We start from the raw sequence: 18,021 nt of genomic DNA on the forward strand, positions 1-18,021 counted from the left end.
TTGGGCGCGAGCTTTCTGCCGCCGCTAAGCAGCGTGCGGCAGAACTGGCAGGAAGGCGGCGTGCTGCTCGCACGCAAAGTGCTGGCGATGATTCATGGGCAGCAGGTGCAGTCGCAGATGATGGCGACGACGTTGGTGGTGCGAGCGACATGAGGCGCCCAAACGCTTACGTGTTCGCACCGCTTTAGCGCTCATCTCAACAGCGCTGCTTGCGATAAGATAGTCTGTAGTGCAGATGTAGCACATTAGGATTCGCGCCATGCCACATTCCCACCCAAGACAACGATCCAAAGCCAAAACAAGCTTGCTGCCTTCTGTGCGCGTAGATACGGACTTGCGCAGGCAGGTTGAGAAAGTGATGGCAAAGGATGAGAGCTTGTCTAATTTTATTGAGGCATCCGTTCGCGCGGAGATTCAAGAGCGCCAAGCCCATAGGGCATTTTTGCAGCGTGGCCTACGATCGAAAGCGCAGGCAGAGCTAACGGGTGTGTATTACGGTGTTGACGAAGTCATGCGCCGCATGGACGACCTTTTGGCCAAGGCACAGGCAAAAGAGGGTAAAGGTTGAGTTGTGAAATCCGATTTACGGAAAGCGCGCTCGACGATCTGTTGCGCCTCTATGAGTTCTTGGCTGACGAAGATATCAATGTGGCCAGGCAAGCCAGGATGGCTATCCATAAGGCCATGGATGTACTTGCCGACATGCCGTTCGTCGGACGCATGATCGATAGAAAACATCCGTTGATGAGAGAACTCATCATTACCTTCGGGTCAAGGGGTTATGTGGCGCTTTACGAGATAGAAACGCAGGCTTTGATCACCGTGTACGCTTTCCGGCATCAACGCGAACGGGACTATTACCTATAGTTTGTAGGTTGGGGTGCGAACCCCAACATCCCGTTTGCACGGGCATCCCGATGTTGGGGTTCGCACCCCAACCTACGCGATCGCTTTACACCGCAGGCTCGATCCGCACCGGCGGCGTCAGTACCAGGCGAAAGCAACTACCACCACCCGCCACGCGCACATATTCCAGTACCGCCTGGTTCGCTTCCGCCATCTGCCGCGCGAGATAAAGCCCGAGCCCGGTGCCGTATTCGTGCGTGGTGTAGAACGGCTCGAAGATCTGTGCTGCCACTTTCGGCGCAATGCCGGGGCCGCGATCGATCACTTCCAGGATTGGCACGCCATGTTCGCCGTGGCGCACGACCACCAGTACGCGCGCCGGCTCGCCGGGCATGCGGCCGTAGCGCAGCGCGTTTTGCACCAGATTCCAGATCACTTGATGCAATTGTTGCGGGTCGGCCACGGCGACGACCGGCTGTGCGCTGTTATCGATCACGCGCAGCGAATCGTTGCCGATGTCGTTGCCCTGCTTGTATTCGTCGACGAATCCGTGTGCCCAGTCGCCAAGGTTCAACGTTTCGGGGCGCGAGCGTTCACGCCGCGACAACTGCAGGATGTTCTCGATGATGTCGTTCAGGCGGCTGCAGTGGTTGTTGATGATCTCCACCATGCGCAAATCGGTGGAGCTCATTTCGTTCGATTCGGCCAGCAATTGCGCGGAGTAGCGAATGGCTGCCAGTGGGTTGCGGATCTCGTGCGCGATCGATGCGGAAAGACGGCCGAGCGAACCGAGCGTGAGTTCTTCCGCGCGGCGCGACACCAGCGAGGTGTCGTCCAGAAAGATCAGCACCAGTGAATCGTCGTTCGGTGCGAGGCGGCTGAAGCGCGGCACCACTTCCGGCATGCCGTCGGCGAGCTGGGTGGCGGTTTCGTCCAGCTTGCCCGAGGTGATCCAGTGATACAGGCGGCGCGACAGTTCCGGCGCCACGCGACCCAGGTCGCGCTGATCCGAAGAAGGGTTGCCCAGCAGCATCCACGCCGATTCGTTGATCTGATGGATGCGATTGGCGTCATCCACCAGCATCACGCCGGTTTTCATGCGCCGAATGATCAGCTCGTTGACCTGCGCCAGATTGACCAGGTCGATGCTGCGCTGTTCGGCCAAGGCCTCGCTGGCGCGCAATTGGCGGCCGAGCACGTTACACAGCACCACGATCGCGAAATAGGCCATGCCGAACAGGCCCGATTCGAGGAAATCGCGATCGTCGACGGAGGCAGGATGCGGCAGCGCAAACAGCGTGCGTCCCAGCACGCCCAGCGTGGCCAGTGCGGCGAGGAACAGCGCCAGCCTTAGTGGCAACAGCAGCGCGCCAGCGGCCAGGTTCACGGCCAGCATCATGGCAATGCCGATGCGCGCGTCGACCATCGCGGAGATCGCCAGCACAGCGGCGACGATATCCACCAGCAAGGTACCCAGGATGCCCAGCCAGCCCAGCACTTTGGTCAGGTGGGTAATGGAAATCACCGCCAGGGCGAACAACAGGTAGCCGGCAGCGACCAGGCGGGCCAGATCGGCGTTGTTCAGATGCGGCCAACCCATCCCGCTCGGGGTGAAGGCGAGCCCGACGTAGACCAGCGCCTGGGCCAGCCGGAAATAATTCAGAAACAGCAACTCGTGGCGGGTGGTCGTGCTATTGGGCGAATCGACGATCGCGCGGCTGGACACGGTTTGAACGCTCGATGTGGTGGTGGCTTCACTACCTTCCCCTCGCCCCTCCGGGGAGAAGGTTGGGGTGAGGGGACAATCTTGCGACAGAACAACACCGAAGCGGACTTCGATGCACCACTTTCGCAAGATTGCCCCCTCACCTCAATCCTCTCCCCGGAGGGGAGAGGAAGCAAATGCCCAAAGCCGTTCCATCCACGGGCCCCTTTCCATCCCACCCCGCTTCCGCGAAAATACCGGGCCGTATTGCGCGGTTTTCCCCATGTCGAGACATGGCCACGGCGCATTGCAGCGCCGGTAGTGCGTAACACCGCCGTCCGTTCTCCCAAGCCTGTGCTGTGGCTACCGCGCAGGCTCGATCCTTCCCCATTCACTCGAGGTAGCGAATGAATTTCCACGAGTACCAGGCCAAAGAGCTGTTCGCGCAGTACGGCATCGCCGTGCCGCCGGGCAAAGTCGCAAGTTCCCCCGACGCCGCCGTCGATGCCGCCAAGCACCTGGGCGGCACGCAATGGATGGTCAAGGCTCAGATTCACGCAGGCGGCCGCGGCAAGGCCGGCGGTGTCAAGTTCTGCAAAAGCCTGGATGACGTGCATGCCGCCGCCAAGGGCATGCTTGGCAAGAACATGGAAACCTACCAGTCCGCCGGCCGTGCGCTGCCGGTGAACCTGGTGCTGGTGACCGATGCCACCAACATCGCCAAGGAGCTGTACCTGTCGATCCTGGTCGACCGCGACAGCAAGGCCGTTACCTTCATCGCTTCCAAGCACGGCGGCGTGGACATCGAACAAGTGGCCCGCGAAACGCCGGACGACATCCACACCATCGTGGTGGACTTCGTCGAAGGCCTGCAGCCGTACCAGTGCCGCCAGCTCGGTTTTGCGATGGACCTGAACCCCAAGCAGGTCACGCAGCTCACCAAGATCATGCTGGGCCTGTACAAGCTGTTCAACGAGAAGGACTTGTCGCTGGTTGAGCTCAACCCACTCGCCATTCTCGAAGACGGCAACCTCGCCGCGCTCGACGGCAAGGTCAATTCCGACGACAACGCCGAGTTCCGCCATGCGGACCTGGCCAAGATGCGCGACCTCACGCAGGAAGATGCTGCTGAAGCGGCCGCCGTGCAGCACAACCTCAACTACGTGACCATGGACGGCAACATCGGCTGCATGGTCAACGGCGCGGGCCTGGCCATGGCCACGATGGACGTGATCAAGCTGGCAGGCGGCGAGCCGGCCAACTTCCTCGACGTCGGCGGCGGCGCCACCAAGGAACGCGTCACCGAGGCGTTCAAGCTGATTCTTTCCTCCGACAAGGTGCGCGCCATCCTGGTGAACATCTTCGGCGGCATCGTGCGTTGCGACCTGATCGCCGAGGGCATCATCGCCGCGGTGAAGGAAGTGGGCCTGAAGATTCCGGTGGTGGTGCGCCTGCAGGGCACCAACGTGGAGAAGGGCCGCGAACTGCTGGCCAACTCCGGCCTGGCGATTACGCCGGCCGACGATCTCAACGACGCGGCGAAGAAAGCCGTGGCTGCCGCGAAGTGAGGAGCGAGTAAACCATGAGCGTTTTGGTCAACAAGAACACCAAGGTGATCGTGCAGGGCTTCACCGGCCAGCAGGGCACCTTCCATGCCGAACAGGCGATCGACTACGGCACCAAGGTGGTCGGCGGCGTGACCCCGGGCAAGGGCGGCAGCGAGCACATCGGCCTGCCGGTCTTCAACAGCGTGGCGGAAGCCGTGGATGAAACCGGTGCCGATGCATCCGTCATCTTCGTGCCGCCGCCGTTCGCGGCGGACTCCATCCTCGAAGCCATCGACGCCGGCGTGCGCGTGATCGTGACGATCACCGAAGGCATCCCGGTGCTCGACATGCTGCGCGTCAAGAACGTGCTCGCACAGCATCCGGAAACCGTGCTGATCGGCCCGAACTGCCCCGGCATTATCACCCCTGGCGAATGCAAGATCGGCATCATGCCGGGCCACATCCACAAGCCGGGCAAGGTCGGCATCGTGTCGCGCTCCGGCACGCTCACCTATGAAGCTGTGTTCCAGACCACCAACGAAGGCCTGGGCCAGTCCACCTGCATCGGCATCGGCGGCGATCCGATCAACGGCTTGAACTTCATCGACTGCCTGAAGCTGTTCCAGGACGATCCGCAGACCGAGGGCATCATCATGGTCGGCGAAATCGGCGGCAGCGCCGAAGAAGAAGCCGCTGAATTCATCGGCGAATACGTCAAGAAGCCGGTGGTGTCGTTCATCGCGGGTGCGTCGGCTCCGGCCGGCAAGCGCATGGGCCATGCCGGCGCCATCATCTCCGGCGGCAAGGGCACGGCGGCTGCCAAGTTCTCGGCGCTGGAGAAGGCGGGAGTCACCACGGTGAAGTCGCCGGCGGATCTCGGCAAGACGCTGGCCGGGTTGCTGAAGAAGTAATCGGCTGCGATAACAGTGATAGCGATCACGAAAGGGCCGCGGAAACGCGGCTCTTTTCGTAGGTTGGGGTGCGAACCCCAACATCCGGATGCATGTAGATATAGGCATGTTGGGGTTCGCACCCCAACCTACTGTGGACATACCCTTGTTCGGCAAGCGATCCACTACCATGTAGCGCCAGTCGAACCTGGATACGCAACACATGGCCGTTCTTCGCCTGGCGCTGGCTCAATACGATTTCCCCGTCGGCGCCGTCGCCGCCAATACCGCCAAAGTCCGTGAGCTGATGACACGTGCCCGCGAAGGCGGTGCATCGCTGGCGGTGTTTCCCGAACTCACCATCAGCGGTTACCCGCCCGAAGATCTGCTGCTGCGCCCGAGCTTTCTCGCCGCCTGCCAGGATGCCATGCAGGAGCTGGCCGCCGATACCAATGGCCTGGCCGCGATCATCGGCTTTCCGCATAGCCTGGGCGAGGTATACAACGCTGCGGCGCTGCTGCGTGGCGGTGAGATTGCGCAGATCACGCACAAGCAGATCCTGCCCAACTACGGCGTGTTCGATGACAAGCGTTATTTCCGGCCGGGCCGTACCAGTGCGGTGACGGTGATCGATGGCGTGCGCGTCGGCTACATCGTTTGCGAAGACGTCTGGCAGGCCGAGCCGTCCGCCGCTGCGGCCGCCGCCGGTGCGGAACTTATCGTGGTGATCAACGCCTCGCCGTGGGATGACGCCAAGCAGGTCGCGCGCGAAGAAGTATTGGTAGCGCGTGCGAAGGAAACCGGTTGCGCCTTCATCTATCTCAATCTGATCGGCGGCCAGGATGAGGTCGTGTATGACGGCGGTTCGCTGCTGGTGAACGGCGATGGGAGCATCGCCGCACGCGCGCCATCGTTTGTCGACGCACTGCTGTGGGTGGATTTCGATGCATTCAGCCGCATGCTTTACGCACGGGATTGGCCCAGCGTCGACGACACCGCGCGCGAAGCCACGCTTTACGCTGCACTGGTGCGCGGCATTCGCGACTACATCGACAAGAACGGCTTCGGCGGCGTATTGCTCGGTCTTTCCGGTGGCATCGATTCGGCGCTCACCTTGGCGCTGGCGGTGGATGCACTCGGGCCGGATCGCGTCACTGCGGTGATGATGCCGATGCGCTACACCTCGCAGCTCTCGCTGGATGGCGCGCGCGAGCAGGCTGAGCGGCTGGGCGTTGAATATCACGTGATCAGCATCGAGCCGATGTACGAAGCGTTCATGGCGCAACTGACGCCGGTGTTCGCGGGCAAGAAGCCGGACGTTACCGAGGAAAACCTGCAATCGCGCACCCGCGGCGTCACGCTGATGGCGCTTTCCAATAAACACAGCCGCTTGCTGCTGGCGACCGGCAACAAGAGCGAGATGGCGGTGGGCTATGCCACCTTGTACGGCGACATGTGCGGGGCGTATGCGCCGTTGAAGGATGTGTACAAGACCGAGGTCTACCGGCTTTCGCGTTGGCGCAATCAGGACGAGCAGCGCCGGGAAGGCCGCGACGCATGGGTGATTCCGCCCGCCGTGATCGAGCGCCCGCCATCGGCCGAATTGCGCGACAACCAGACCGATCAGGATTCCCTGCCACCTTACGACGAGCTTGATGCGATCCTCGCGCGCTTCATCGAAGAGGAGCAGTCGCAGGCGGAAATCATCGCGGCGGGCTATGACGAGATGACCGTGCATCGCGTGGTGCGCCTGGTGCTGGTCAACGAATTCAAGCGACGCCAATCGGCGCCTGGCCCGCGTGTCACGACGCGCGCATTCGGGCGCGAGCGGCGCTACCCCATCACCTCAGGCTGGAAATAACGCAGGTTGGGGTGCGAACCCCAACAGGGCTCCACGCACATGGATCCGGATGTTGGGGTTCGCACCCCAACCTACGAAAAAGCCGGTGGCTTTACGCGCACCGGCTTTTTTTAGGCGGGGAAACCGTTGACTCAATAGTGACCCGAGAATGGAATCATCTTGCGGATCAGCGACGGCGAGTGCGGCCAATGCGGATCTTTCAAATACGGATGATCCGGATAGTTGAGCGCCAGCACCTGGTGCACCTGATCGGCCTGCTGCTTCTGGCCCAGCGCCAGATAGCTGCGGCACATGATGGCCAGTGCGTCGCCGGCTTCGGGGGATTCCTGATAGTGCTCGATCACGTACTGCGCGCGATCGGCCGACGCCACATACGCTTTGTTGCGCAAATAGAACTTGGCCACGTTGATCTCATACTGGGCCAGTACGTTGCGCAGGTAGATCATGCGTTGGCGCGCATCCGCAGCGTAGGCGCTATCGGGGAAGCGGCGGCTGAGTTCGGCGAAATCATCGAACGATTTCAAGTTGTAGCCCTGGTCGCGGCGCGTCTGCTTGCCGACTTCCTGGCTGCTAAACGTACGCTCGATGAAGCCGGCCGTGCGATCGAAGTTGATCAGGCCGCGCAGATAATAGGCATAATCCACATGTGGATTGAGCGGGTTCGACTTGATGAAGCGGTTGACCGTGGAATAAGCGTCATCCGGCTTGTTGTTCTTGTATTGCGCGTATGCCAGTTCGAGCTGGGCCTGCTCATTGAACGGGCCGGACGGGAAACGTGCGATCAGGCGCTGGTAGGCTTTCTCGGCGGCCGAGTAGTCAGCATGGACCAGATCGGTATGGGCCTTGGCGTAAAGCTGCGGCAGCGGCAAGGTATCGAGCGGGTCGCCCGTGTGACGGAACCACGAGCAGGCGCTCATCGTCAGTGCCAGGACGAGCACGATCAGTACTTTAAAGGCAGATGTCGGGGCGACCGGCAGCTTGGTTACGCGCATGAGTTAGAGGTTCAGATGTTTGAGCGAAAAGGGATCATAGCCGAAACCGGCGCCTGGCCGGAGGTTCAGGGATGACGGGTTCCATCATCCGTCACGAGGCGGTCGTGCCCCTGTCCGCCGCAGGCCGCAGATTCGACCAGGCTTTGGCCGAGATGTTCCCGGACTACTCGCGCTCGCGCCTGACCGCCTGGGTCAAAGCCGGCGCCGTGACGCTGGACGGCGCGCCGGCGGTACCGCGGCAACTGTTGAAGGGCGGCGAACACGTGCGGTTGGAAGCAGAGCTGGAGACCGAAGTCTCCAGTGCACCCGAAGCCATCGCGCTGGACATCGTCCACGAAGACGCCCACCTGCTGGTGCTGAACAAGCCCGCCGGCCTGGTGGTGCACCCTGGCGCCGGCAACCCGGCCGGCACGCTACTCAATGCACTGCTGCACCATGACCCGAAACTGGCCGAGCTGCCCCGCGCCGGCATCGTGCACCGCCTGGACAAGGACACTTCCGGCCTGATGGTCGTCGCCAAGACCCTGGCGGCCCATACGGCCTTGGTCGACATGCTGTCCCGCCACGACGTCGAACGCCAATACGAAGCCATCGTGCTGGGAACGCTGATTGCCGGCGGCACCGTCGATGCGCCCATCGGCCGCCATCACACTGATCGCCTGCGCCAAGCCGTGCGCGATGAAGAAGACGGCAAACACGCCGTCACGCACTACCGCCTGCGCGAGCGCTTCCGTTCTCATACGTTGATTCAGTGCAACCTGGAAACCGGGCGCACGCATCAGATTCGCGTACATATGGGGCACATCGGTCATCCATTGGTCGGTGATCCGCTATACGGCGGAAGCCTGAAATTGCCAAAGCGCGCCACACCGGAACTGGTGACTGCGCTGCGCGGCTTTCGACGCCAGGCGCTGCATGCGGAGCGCTTGTCGTTCGAACACCCTGTCACTGGCGAAACCCTGTCATTCGATGCAAAGCGTCCCGATGACATCGATGCACTGATCGTGACGATGCGTGACGATCTCGCGGTCAACGGTCCCAACGAGTAATCACCGTGCCTTCCATGACCGATGCCTGGCTGTTTCCCGATTGGACTGCACCGCGTGGTGTCCATGCAGCGGTCAGTACGTGCGATGGTCCCGGCGTTTCTCAACCGCCGTTCGGGCGCTTCAATCTCGGTTTGCGCAGCGGCGAAGACGAGCAGATCGTGCGCAGCAATCGCAGCGCCTTGCATCAGTCGCTGGCGTTGCCGGCGGAGCCGCGCTGGTTGAAGCAGGTGCATGGCAGCACCGTGGCGGAGCTGGGTCCCTTGCCCAGTCCGCAAGAGCCCGAGGCCGACGCGGCGGTGTCGCATTTGCCCGGCACCGTGCTTGCGATTCTCACGGCCGATTGCCTGCCGGTACTGTTCTGCGCCGATGACGGCGGCACCATCGGCGCGGCGCACGCCGGCTGGCGCGGGCTTGCGGCCGGCGTGCTGGAAGACACCGTCGAGCAAATGCAGCGGCCGGCAGCGAGCCTCTTGGCCTGGCTGGGACCCTGCATTGGCGCACCGTCTTATGAAGTAGGCGAAGAGGTGCGCAAGGCATTTGTTCAGCACGATGCTGCGGCGACATCCGCTTTCGTAACGACACGGCCCGGCCATTGGTTGTGCGATCTGGCCGCGCTGGCCCGACAGCGTCTTGCGGCGGCCGGTATCACACGCATTTACGGCGGCGGTTTCGATACCCGTACCGATGAACGCTTTTATTCCTATCGGCGCGAAGGCGCGCGCAGCGGGCGATTCGCGACCCTGATCTGGCTAGAACCGTAGGTTGGGGTGCGAACCCCAACATCGAGGTGCATGCAGGCAAGTAAATGTTGGGGTTCGCACCCCAACCTACGCGGGCTTAACGCATCCAGGCGCCAAGCTTGAATCATTCCGCCTCGTCCGCATTTCCGAGGGCAGTGGCGGCGCGTCCGCCAAAAACCTTTGGGGATATTTCCGATGCGAATGGACAAACTTACCTCGCGTTTCCAGCAAGCGTTGGCCGATGCGCAATCGCTGGCGGTGGGGCGCGATCACAACATGCTCGAGCCCGTGCACATCATGGCGGCCTTGCTCGACCAGCAAGGCGGATCCACCGCCCCGCTGCTGACACAAGCACACGTCAACGTACCGGCCTTCCGCCAGCGCGTGTTCGAACTGGTGGATCGCTTGCCGAAAGTCAGCGGGCAGGAAGGCAACATCCACGCCAGCAACGAACTGACGCGCCTGCTCAACCTTACCGACAAGCTCGCGCAGCAGCGTGGCGATCAGTTCATCGCCAGCGAGCTGTTCGTGCTGGCCGCGCTGGAAGACAAGGGCGAACTGGGCGCCGCGCTGAAAGCCGCTGGCGCCGCCAAGGCCAACCTGGAAGCGGCGATCGAGAAGCTGCGCGGCGGCGAAAAAGTGCAGAGCGAAAACGCCGAAGACCAGCGCCAGGCGCTGGAAAAATATTGCGTCGATCTCACGGCGCGCGCAGAGAGCGGCAAGCTCGATCCGGTGATCGGCCGCGACGAAGAAATCCGGCGCGTGATCCAGGTGCTGCAGCGTCGCACCAAAAATAATCCGGTGCTGATCGGTGAACCCGGCGTGGGCAAGACCGCCATCGTCGAAGGCCTCGCTCAGCGCATTATCAAGGATGAAGTGCCCGAGGGTCTGCGCGACAAGCGCGTGCTCTCGCTCGACATGGGCGCATTGATCGCCGGCGCAAAATTCCGCGGCGAATTCGAGGAGCGGTTGAAGGCTGTGCTCAACGATCTGGCCAAGAACGAAGGCCAGATCATCCTGTTCATCGACGAACTGCACACCATGGTCGGCGCCGGCAAGGCCGAAGGCGCGATGGATGCCGGCAACATGCTGAAGCCCGCGCTGGCGCGTGGCGAACTGCATTGCATTGGTGCCACCACGCTGGACGAATACCGCAAATACATCGAGAAGGATGCCGCGCTGGAGCGCCGCTTCCAGAAAGTGTTCGTGGGCGAGCCGAGCGTGGAAGACACCATCGCGATCCTGCGCGGCTTGAAGGAACGCTACGCCATGCATCACGGTGTGGAAATCACCGATCCGGCCATTGTTGCCGCGGCCACGCTGTCAAATCGCTACATCACCGATCGCCAACTGCCCGACAAGGCCATCGACCTGATCGACGAAGCGGCTTCACGCATCCGCATGGAAATCGACTCCAAGCCGGAAGAGCTCGATCGCCTGGAACGCCGCCTGATCCAGCTGAAGATCCAGCGCGAGATGTTGAAGAAGGAAACCGACGAAGCGTCCAAGAAGCGCCTGGCGGATCTGGACAGTGACATCGCCAAGCTGGAGCGCGAATTCTCCGATCTCGATGAAGTGTGGAAATCGGAAAAGGCCGCACTGCAGGGTGCAACCAAGGTGAAGGAGCAGATCGAGCAGACGCGCGTGGAGCTTGAAGCCGCACAGCGCCGACAGGATTACGCCAAGATGAGCGAACTCCAGTACGGCCGCCTGCCAGAACTGGAAAAGCAGCTCGCCGCGGCGCAGGCTGCCGAAAAACAGGAATTCAAGTTGGTGCAGGATCGCGTCACGGAAGAAGAGATCGCCGAAGTCGTTTCGCGCTGGACCGGTATTCCCGTCAGCAAGATGCTGGAAGGCGAGCGCGAAAAATTGCTGCATATGGAAGACTCGCTGCACAAACGCGTCGTCGGCCAGGACGAAGCAGTGCGTGCGGTTTCCGATGCGATCCGCCGTGCGCGTGCGGGGCTGTCCGATCCCAATCGCCCCTACGGCTCGTTCCTGTTTCTCGGCCCCACCGGCGTGGGCAAGACGGAACTCTGCAAGGCGCTGGCCGAATTCCTGTTCGATACGCAGGAGGCCATCGTGCGCATCGACATGAGTGAATTCATGGAGAAGCACTCCGTCGCGCGCCTGATCGGTGCGCCCCCCGGTTATGTGGGTTACGAAGAGGGTGGATACCTCACCGAAGCGGTGCGTCGCCGTCCGTACAGCGTGATCCTGCTGGATGAAGTGGAGAAAGCGCATCCGGATGTGTTCAACGTGTTGCTGCAGGTGCTGGACGATGGTCGCCTCACCGACGGACAGGGTCGCACGGTGGATTTCCGCAACACGGTGATCGTGATGACCTCCAACCTCGGCTCGCAGCTGATCCAGGAAAGCGCCGGCGACAGCGAAGCCGATTACCTGCAGATGAAAGCTGCCGTGCTCGGCGTGGTGCAGGCGCACTTCCGTCCGGAATTCATCAACCGTCTGGATGAGCTTGTCGTGTTCCGTCCGCTGGAGAAAAAGCAGATCCGCAAGATCGCGCTGATCCAGCTCACCTATCTGGAAAAGCGTCTGGCCGAACGCCAGCTCAAGCTGGAAATCGATGACAAGGCGTTGGATCTGCTCGGTAACGTCGGTTTCGATCCGGTATACGGCGCACGGCCGCTCAAGCGCGCGATTCAGCAGCAGCTGGAAAATCCATTGGCAAAGGAAATCCTGGAAGGACGCTTCTTATCGGGTGACACGATCTCTGTGGGAGCCGAAGGCGGGCACCTGGTGTTCCGTAAAGCGTGATGTTCCGAAGGCTCAGTGTTTTTGATGGCGTCAGGCGTATATCTTGATTGCGAATTGCAACAATGCGCAAGCAAAATCCCGGCCGATCAGCCGGGATTTTGCTTGCGCAACACATGGCGCTCTGTAACGGCTTATTGTGAGGCTGCAGATATGTCTATTAGCACTTTAGAACAGCTGCTGCATGTCTTCTACAAAATATTCGAAGTTAGAGGCATTCATGGCTGCCTTTTGCCTGTCCACCGATACGAGCTGATGAGCTGCTGACTCGTGGACGATCCGTAAAAAGATGCAGCCAAACCGGTGAAGGCCGTATTGCAGGACTAGCAAGTTGGAATGAAAACATTCAACCGGGTAGAACTCGTGGCCGCTAGATTATCTCCACTTAGCTCCGTTGCTGCGAGCTACGGCATGTTGGCTCGGGTATGGATGACGGTGGCACGGCGGGCAAGTACGGGGAGCGAGGAGTCATGGACAGAAAAAAAATCCCGGCACATCGGCCGGGATTTTCCATGCATGCTTCGCATGTAGTGCTTGGCAGTGGGCTTGTTGGGTCACCAGTGATAGATCACTTTGGTGTAATAGTAGCGCCCATTGAAGCCCGCGGGTGAAAAATTTGAATAGGGGATCGTGCCGTTCACGTTGTTGGCGGCAATCGTCTTGTCCGGATAACTGTTGGTCGCGTTGTTGACGCCCAGCGTAAACGTCCAATCATCGAGGTTGTAGCTGCCGGCCAGATCAAGCACCCATTGCGGGTTGTAGGTCTGATTGAGCAGGTACGAACTGTTGCTGTATGAGGTGAAGTTGCCATAGCGGGTGAGGTTGCCGTTGAACACCCAGTGGCCCAGCGCGTAGTTCTCGTTGAGGATCAACTTGGTGCGCGGGGTGGAGTCGGCCAGCAATCCCTTGATGTCGCGATTGGTCACACGCTGCAACTGCAAGCCCAGTGCATCCAGCTGCGCCGGGTTGGGCGCAACGTGCGTCACTCGCGTGCGGTTGTAGTTGTAGCTGAGCGTGCTGTCCAGCACACCGCCACCCAGGTTGGCGCGATAACTGCCGACCAGGTCGCCGCCCTGGGTGCGCGTATTCACTGCGTTGGTGAAGTACTGCGCCGAGCTGTAGGCCACGTTGGTAATGCCATTGGCGGCCAGGTAGTCCACCACGATCGGCCGGTTGAGCCCGCTCAGCGTGCTGGAAAGCACGATGCGGTTGTAGATGTTGATCTGGTACAGATCGAACGTCAGCGTCAGCGGATCGATCGGATTGAACACCGCTCCGACCGTGTAGTTGTGCGAACGCTCCGGCCGCAACGCCTGCGCACCCAGCAATTGCGCCACCGGGTTGCTTACCGGCAACAGGCCGGTCTGATAGATGCCCGGTGCAATGCCGGGGCCGGCGCTGCTCGGTGTGAGATAGGCCGAGCCGATCTGCGAATAGTCTTCTTGGGCCAACGAAGGGGCGCGGAAACCGGTGGAGACACTCGCGCGCAAGGCAAAGCGATCGGTGAAGTCGTAACGGCTGGCCAGCGCGCCGGACACCGTGTTGCCGAAGTCGTTGTAATCCTCGTGCCGCACCGCGAACGAGGTGCCGAGTTTGTCAGTGAGGTTGGTTTCCAGGCTGACGTACTGCGCCACATCGCTGCGGCTCCACGAACCGACGTTCACCGGGCTGTAGCCACCGAAGCCTTGCGCTCCGCCCGTCACACCCGAGGTGCCGACGTAATAGGAAGCCGGATCGCCCGCCTTGATCTCATACGTGTTGCGCTGATATTCACCGCCGAACGCCACCGTGACTGGATTGGGCAGCCAGCCGACGTTGAAATCCTTGGCGATATCCACGTCCACCAGTTGCTGTGCGGTGGACACGATGCCATCGAAGAAGGTGGTCGGCGTGTAGCCGAAGTCGTGCAGGAAGGCGTAGTTCGCGGTGTGGATGGTATCGAGCGATACGCGGTTGCCGCCGTAGTTGGCGCTTACATCCCAGCGCCAGCCACCGGCGGTGGTGCCGCGCACGCCGGCGACGAATTGCTGATCGGTGCTACGCGATTCCAGCAGCGGCTGATAGCCATCCGGATAAAGCGCATTGAGCTGCGCCTTGATCGACGAGGGATAGCCGAATGGATTGCGGTACAGCTCATCGGAAACGCCGTTGCGGAAGTGATAGCTGCCGAAGGCGTAGAACTGGATGTCATGGGTAATGTCGTACTGCGAATTGAAAAACAGGTTGTGCTCGCTGACGGTGGGGTCGCCGAACACCTGCTTCTCGCCCAATTGCGGATAGCGGATATCGACGCCGCCATGATTGGTCGGATCCTGATGGCCATCATCCAGCGTAAAGCGCAGCCAGCCCTTGTCACCATTCAACGGAATACCGAAGTTGACCGAACCTTGCCATTGCTTGCCGCCGCCGCGCTGATAACGGCCAGCATCCAGTTCGGCCGAGCCGCCTTGCGCACCGTGCTTCAGGATGATGTTGATCACCCCCGCGATGGCATCGGAGCCATATTGCGCAGACGCGCCATCGCGCAGCACTTCGATATGGTCGATCGCAGACAACGGAATGGTATTGAGATCCACCGGCGCCGATCCGCGGCCGATGGTGCCATCGACGTTCACCATCGAACCGCTGTGCCAGCGCTTGCCATCGACCAGCACCAGTACTTCATCCGGTGCGAGCCCGCGCAAGGTGGCGGGGCGCTGCGAATCAGTTGCATCGGTGGCGGCAGGGCGGGGGAAGTTCAACGACGGAATCAGCCGCGCCAGCGCCGTGGAAAGTTCGGTGGTGCCGGTGCCTTGCAAGGCCGACGCGGGTACCACGTCGATCGGCGACAACGAGCTGCTGTCGGTACGGTTCTGCGCGCGCGTGCCGGTGACAATCACCGCCTGCAGATTTTTCGCGTTGCCGTTCGAAGAGGTATTGGTGGTGGTATCTTGCGCCGCCGCCGCGGAAGCCAGCGCGAGCAGGATGGAAGCCATAAGCAGCGCGGTCGCGTTTTTGGCCGAGCCGTTCTGCTGAGACCTGGCCTGATACGACCGGTTGTTGTCGTGAGTCATTGCGGATGGTTCCCCTAAGCGTTGTCGTTGCTGCGTAGCAGCAAATTGCAGATTAATGACAATGGTGCTGAGCAGCAACCGATCATTGGGCGTCTAAAAGTCCAAATGGAAATATCCATGCCGGACACGCATTTATCCGTGCCTCGATGCCCGTTCTCCCGTTGCAAGCATCGTTACGGCCTCGTGTAGACGACGTATATCGAGCTTTCAATTCGTGAGCCGCAGGCGCTGCCGGCGGGGATGCAATCCCAGCATGAGGAAAGCTGGGGCTTGCAGCCCCGCCTGCGCGCGCAACGAACCTCCCTATGCACGCCGGATGCCCCGCTCTAAGATGCTGCGGCCTGAGGTGACTGCCGGCCTTGCCGACAGTTGAAACGGGAATCCGGTGCGTCGCCTGCGCGGCCATGCCGGAGCTGCCCCCGCAACGGTAGGCGAGCAACACGATTCGCACATGGCCACTGTGCTTGCACGGGAAGGCGCGAATCGGAAGGCCAGTCCTTCGCTCGCAAGCCCGGAGACCGGCCACAGGTTGAAACCGTACAGGCGGAGGGCCATGTCGGCGGCCGCTGCGCCAGTATCGGCACCGTCGTCTTCCTCCTTATCAATAAGTGTCTGGCTGAGATGCCGGGCAAATGGAGGAAGTTATGAGCGATCCATCATCACGCGACACGATGACGCCGGAAGAGCGTTATCGCGAACGCATGCAGCGCAAGAAAGAACTGGTCGACCGCAAGATTGCGCGCGCCACCATCGATCGCGGCGTGCTGGTGGTGAACACCGGCAACGGCAAGGGCAAGAGTTCGTCCGGCTTCGGCATGCTGGCGCGCTCGCTGGGGCACGGCTTCAAGTGCGGCGTGGTGCAGTTCATCAAGGGCACCTTTTCCACCGGTGAGGAAGCGTTCTTTCGCCACTTTGCCGGCGACCAGCTCGACTACCATGTGATGGGCGAAGGCTTTACCTGGGAAACGCAGGACAAGGCGCGCGATATCGCAGCGGCGCAAGCGGCGTGGACGATTGCCGCGGGCATGCTGGCCGATCCCGCCTACGACTTCGTGTTGCTGGATGAATTGAATATTGCGCTGGTAAAGCAATACGTGCAGCTCGAGCAGGTGCTGGAAGCCGTCACTGCACGCCCGTCACGGCAGCATGTGGTGATCACCGGGCGCGGCGCGCCGGATGGCTTGATGGCCGTGGCCGATACCGTGACCGAAATGCGCGTGGTGAAGCATGCCTTCGATAACGGCATCAAGGCGCAGAAGGGCATTGAACTGTGAGCGCTAGACGCTGCCCTGCATTGCTGGTTTCCGCGCCTGCGTCCGGACAAGGCAAGACTTCGGTGACGTCCGCGCTTGCGCGCTGGCACACCCGACAAGGGCGGCGTGTGCGAGTGTTCAAGACCGGACCGGATTTTCTCGATCCGATGGTGCTGGCGCGTGCCGCCGGTACATCGTCCTATCAGCTTGATCTGTGGATGTGCGGCGAAGCGGACGTGCGTCGGCGTCTGTTCGACGCTGCCGGCGAGGCGGATCTGATTCTGGTGGAAGGCGTGATGGGTTTGTTCGACGGTGCTCCGTCCAGCGCCGACCTCGCGCAGCAACTGGGCTTGCCGGTGCTGGCGGTGATCGACGGTTCGGCGATGGCGCAAACGTTTGGCGCGCTTGCTTGTGGACTGGCGACGTACCGCGATGGCGTGTCGATGTACGGCGTGGCAGCCAACCGCATCGGCAGCGCGTATCACGCACAACTGTTGCAGGAAAGCCTGCCGCCCTCGCTGCATTGGCTGGGTGCGTTGCCGCGCGACGATCAGCTTGCTCTGCCCGAACGGCATCTTGGCCTGATTTCCGCTGATGAACTGGGTGATATCGATGCACGCCTCGACGGTTTGGCTGCTGCATGGGCAAAGCATGCGGCTACCGAATTGCCGCCACCGGTAACGTTTGAGGCAACCACGGTCGAGGCCATCCCGCCGTTACTGCAGGGCAGGCGCATCGCGGTGGCGCGCGATGATGCATTCTGCTTCCTGTATCCGGCGAACCTGGATTTGCTGCGCGAATCGGGTGCGGAGCTGCGTTTCTTCTCGCCCATTGCCGGCGATGCGTTGCCTGAGTGCGATGCGGTGTGGTTGCCGGGTGGTTATCCGGAACTGCATCTGCAAGCTTTGTCGCAGCGGCGCGATCTGCATGCCGCCTTGCGTGCGCACCGCGATGCCGGCAAGCCGATGCTGGCCGAATGCGGCGGTTTGTTGTTTGCGCTCGATGCGTTGGCGGACCGGGATGGCCAATCCGCCAACATGGCTGGCCTATTGCGTGGACAGGCGGCGATACAGCCCCGCTTGGCTGCATTGGGTTTGCAGGGGGCCGTGTTGCCGGAGGGTGAGCTGCGCGGGCATACCTTTCATTACGCGCAGGCGTCCATCGATGCGCAGCCGCTCGCTTACGCATTCAATCCGAACAAGGGGCCTTGCAAGGAAGCGGTGTATCGGGATCGGCGGCTTACAGCCAGCTTCGTGCACTTCTACTTTCCCTCGAATCCGTCAGCGGCATTGCGGTTGTTCTTGCCATGA

At 61.4% G+C, this 18,021-nt stretch carries 13 protein-coding genes and 1 riboswitch; of the genes, 10 read left to right on the plus strand and 3 right to left on the minus strand.

Annotation, left to right across the window (positions count from 1 at the left end; translation table 11 throughout):
• The first annotated feature begins 259 nt into the window (after nucleotides 1-259).
• Nucleotides 260-568 carry a YlcI/YnfO family protein gene (locus VJR68_RS15980; RefSeq protein WP_324149309.1) on the plus strand — a complete coding sequence of 103 codons (309 nt, stop codon included), beginning with the start codon at nucleotides 260-262 and terminating at the stop codon, nucleotides 566-568.
• Nucleotides 565-867 carry a type II toxin-antitoxin system RelE/ParE family toxin gene (locus VJR68_RS15985; protein ID WP_324149310.1) on the plus strand — a complete coding sequence of 101 codons (303 nt, stop codon included), beginning with the start codon at nucleotides 565-567 and terminating at the stop codon, nucleotides 865-867. Before VJR68_RS15980 ends, VJR68_RS15985 begins: the two co-directional genes overlap by 4 nt.
• 85 nt (nucleotides 868-952) lie before the next feature.
• Here VJR68_RS15985 and VJR68_RS15990 read toward each other — a convergent pair whose 3' ends face one another.
• A complete protein-coding gene (locus tag VJR68_RS15990; protein WP_324149312.1) occupies nucleotides 953-2,572 on the minus strand; it encodes a sensor histidine kinase in 1,620 nt (539 codons plus the stop codon).
• Between the two features lie 386 nt (nucleotides 2,573-2,958).
• Here VJR68_RS15990 and sucC point away from each other — a divergent pair, with 386 nt between their 5' ends.
• The 3 genes from sucC (at nucleotide 2,959) to VJR68_RS16005 (ending at nucleotide 6,849) form a co-directional block, all read left to right on the plus strand.
• Nucleotides 2,959-4,119 carry an ADP-forming succinate--CoA ligase subunit beta gene (sucC, locus tag VJR68_RS15995; protein ID WP_324149314.1) on the plus strand — a complete coding sequence of 387 codons (1,161 nt, stop codon included), beginning with the start codon at nucleotides 2,959-2,961 and terminating at the stop codon, nucleotides 4,117-4,119.
• 14 nt (nucleotides 4,120-4,133) lie between these two features.
• Nucleotides 4,134-5,009 carry a succinate--CoA ligase subunit alpha gene (sucD, locus tag VJR68_RS16000; RefSeq protein WP_324149316.1) on the plus strand — a complete coding sequence of 292 codons (876 nt, stop codon included), beginning with the start codon at nucleotides 4,134-4,136 and terminating at the stop codon, nucleotides 5,007-5,009.
• 202 nt (nucleotides 5,010-5,211) lie between these two features.
• Nucleotides 5,212-6,849, plus strand: a complete 1,638-nt coding sequence (locus VJR68_RS16005) for an NAD+ synthase (protein ID WP_324149318.1) — start codon at nucleotides 5,212-5,214, stop codon at nucleotides 6,847-6,849.
• A 131-nt stretch (nucleotides 6,850-6,980) separates the two neighbouring features.
• Here the strand turns inward: VJR68_RS16005 and VJR68_RS16010 are convergent, their stop codons facing one another.
• Nucleotides 6,981-7,841: an outer membrane protein assembly factor BamD gene (locus VJR68_RS16010; RefSeq protein ID WP_324149320.1), complete on the minus strand. Its 861-nt coding sequence runs from the start codon at nucleotides 7,839-7,841 to the stop codon at nucleotides 6,981-6,983.
• A gap of 71 nt (nucleotides 7,842-7,912) precedes the next feature.
• Here VJR68_RS16010 and rluD point away from each other — a divergent pair, with 71 nt between their 5' ends.
• The 3 genes from rluD to clpB all read left to right on the plus strand — a co-directional run bounded on the left by rluD (nucleotide 7,913) and on the right by clpB (nucleotide 12,408).
• On the plus strand, nucleotides 7,913-8,890 hold the full coding sequence (rluD, locus tag VJR68_RS16015; RefSeq protein ID WP_324149322.1) for a 23S rRNA pseudouridine(1911/1915/1917) synthase RluD: 978 nt from the start codon (nucleotides 7,913-7,915) through the stop codon (nucleotides 8,888-8,890).
• Nucleotides 8,891-8,904: 14 nt separating this feature from the next.
• On the plus strand, nucleotides 8,905-9,651 hold the full coding sequence (pgeF, locus tag VJR68_RS16020; protein ID WP_324149349.1) for a peptidoglycan editing factor PgeF: 747 nt from the start codon (nucleotides 8,905-8,907) through the stop codon (nucleotides 9,649-9,651).
• 174 nt (nucleotides 9,652-9,825) lie between these two features.
• Nucleotides 9,826-12,408, plus strand: coding sequence for an ATP-dependent chaperone ClpB (gene clpB, locus VJR68_RS16025; RefSeq protein WP_324149324.1), 2,583 nt, complete (start codon nucleotides 9,826-9,828; stop codon nucleotides 12,406-12,408).
• Between the two features lie 551 nt (nucleotides 12,409-12,959).
• Here the strand turns inward: clpB and VJR68_RS16030 are convergent.
• Entirely contained in the window at nucleotides 12,960-15,458 is a 2,499-nt protein-coding gene (locus tag VJR68_RS16030) for a TonB-dependent receptor (protein WP_324149325.1), read from the minus strand.
• A gap of 327 nt (nucleotides 15,459-15,785) precedes the next feature.
• Nucleotides 15,786-15,999, plus strand: a riboswitch (cobalamin riboswitch).
• Between the two features lie 130 nt (nucleotides 16,000-16,129).
• Here VJR68_RS16030 and cobO point away from each other — a divergent pair.
• Complete coding sequence (gene cobO / locus VJR68_RS16035) at nucleotides 16,130-16,732, plus strand: cob(I)yrinic acid a,c-diamide adenosyltransferase (RefSeq protein ID WP_324149351.1); 603 nt, start codon at nucleotides 16,130-16,132, stop codon at nucleotides 16,730-16,732.
• Nucleotides 16,729-18,021, plus strand: a complete 1,293-nt coding sequence (locus VJR68_RS16040) for a cobyrinate a,c-diamide synthase (protein WP_324149327.1) — start codon at nucleotides 16,729-16,731, stop codon at nucleotides 18,019-18,021. The genes cobO and VJR68_RS16040 overlap by 4 nt, the downstream gene beginning before the upstream one ends.

It is taken from the genome of Dyella sp. (assembly GCF_035277725.1).
GTDB lineage: Bacteria > Pseudomonadota > Gammaproteobacteria > Xanthomonadales > Rhodanobacteraceae > Dyella_B.

Coding starts and splice junctions, on each gene's coding strand:
- VJR68_RS15980 (WP_324149309.1), top strand. CDS start 260: ATGCCACATTCCCACCCAAGACAACGATCCAAAGCCAAAACAAGCTTG.
- sucC (WP_324149314.1), top strand. CDS start 2,959: ATGAATTTCCACGAGTACCAGGCCAAAGAGCTGTTCGCGCAGTACGGC.
- sucD (WP_324149316.1), top strand. CDS start 4,134: ATGAGCGTTTTGGTCAACAAGAACACCAAGGTGATCGTGCAGGGCTTC.
- VJR68_RS16005 (WP_324149318.1), top strand. CDS start 5,212: ATGGCCGTTCTTCGCCTGGCGCTGGCTCAATACGATTTCCCCGTCGGC.
- VJR68_RS16010 (WP_324149320.1), bottom strand. CDS start 7,841: ATGCGCGTAACCAAGCTGCCGGTCGCCCCGACATCTGCCTTTAAAGTA.
- rluD (WP_324149322.1), top strand. CDS start 7,913: ATGACGGGTTCCATCATCCGTCACGAGGCGGTCGTGCCCCTGTCCGCC.
- pgeF (WP_324149349.1), top strand. CDS start 8,905: ATGACCGATGCCTGGCTGTTTCCCGATTGGACTGCACCGCGTGGTGTC.
- clpB (WP_324149324.1), top strand. CDS start 9,826: ATGCGAATGGACAAACTTACCTCGCGTTTCCAGCAAGCGTTGGCCGAT.
- VJR68_RS16030 (WP_324149325.1), bottom strand. CDS start 15,458: ATGACTCACGACAACAACCGGTCGTATCAGGCCAGGTCTCAGCAGAAC.
- cobO (WP_324149351.1), top strand. CDS start 16,130: ATGACGCCGGAAGAGCGTTATCGCGAACGCATGCAGCGCAAGAAAGAA.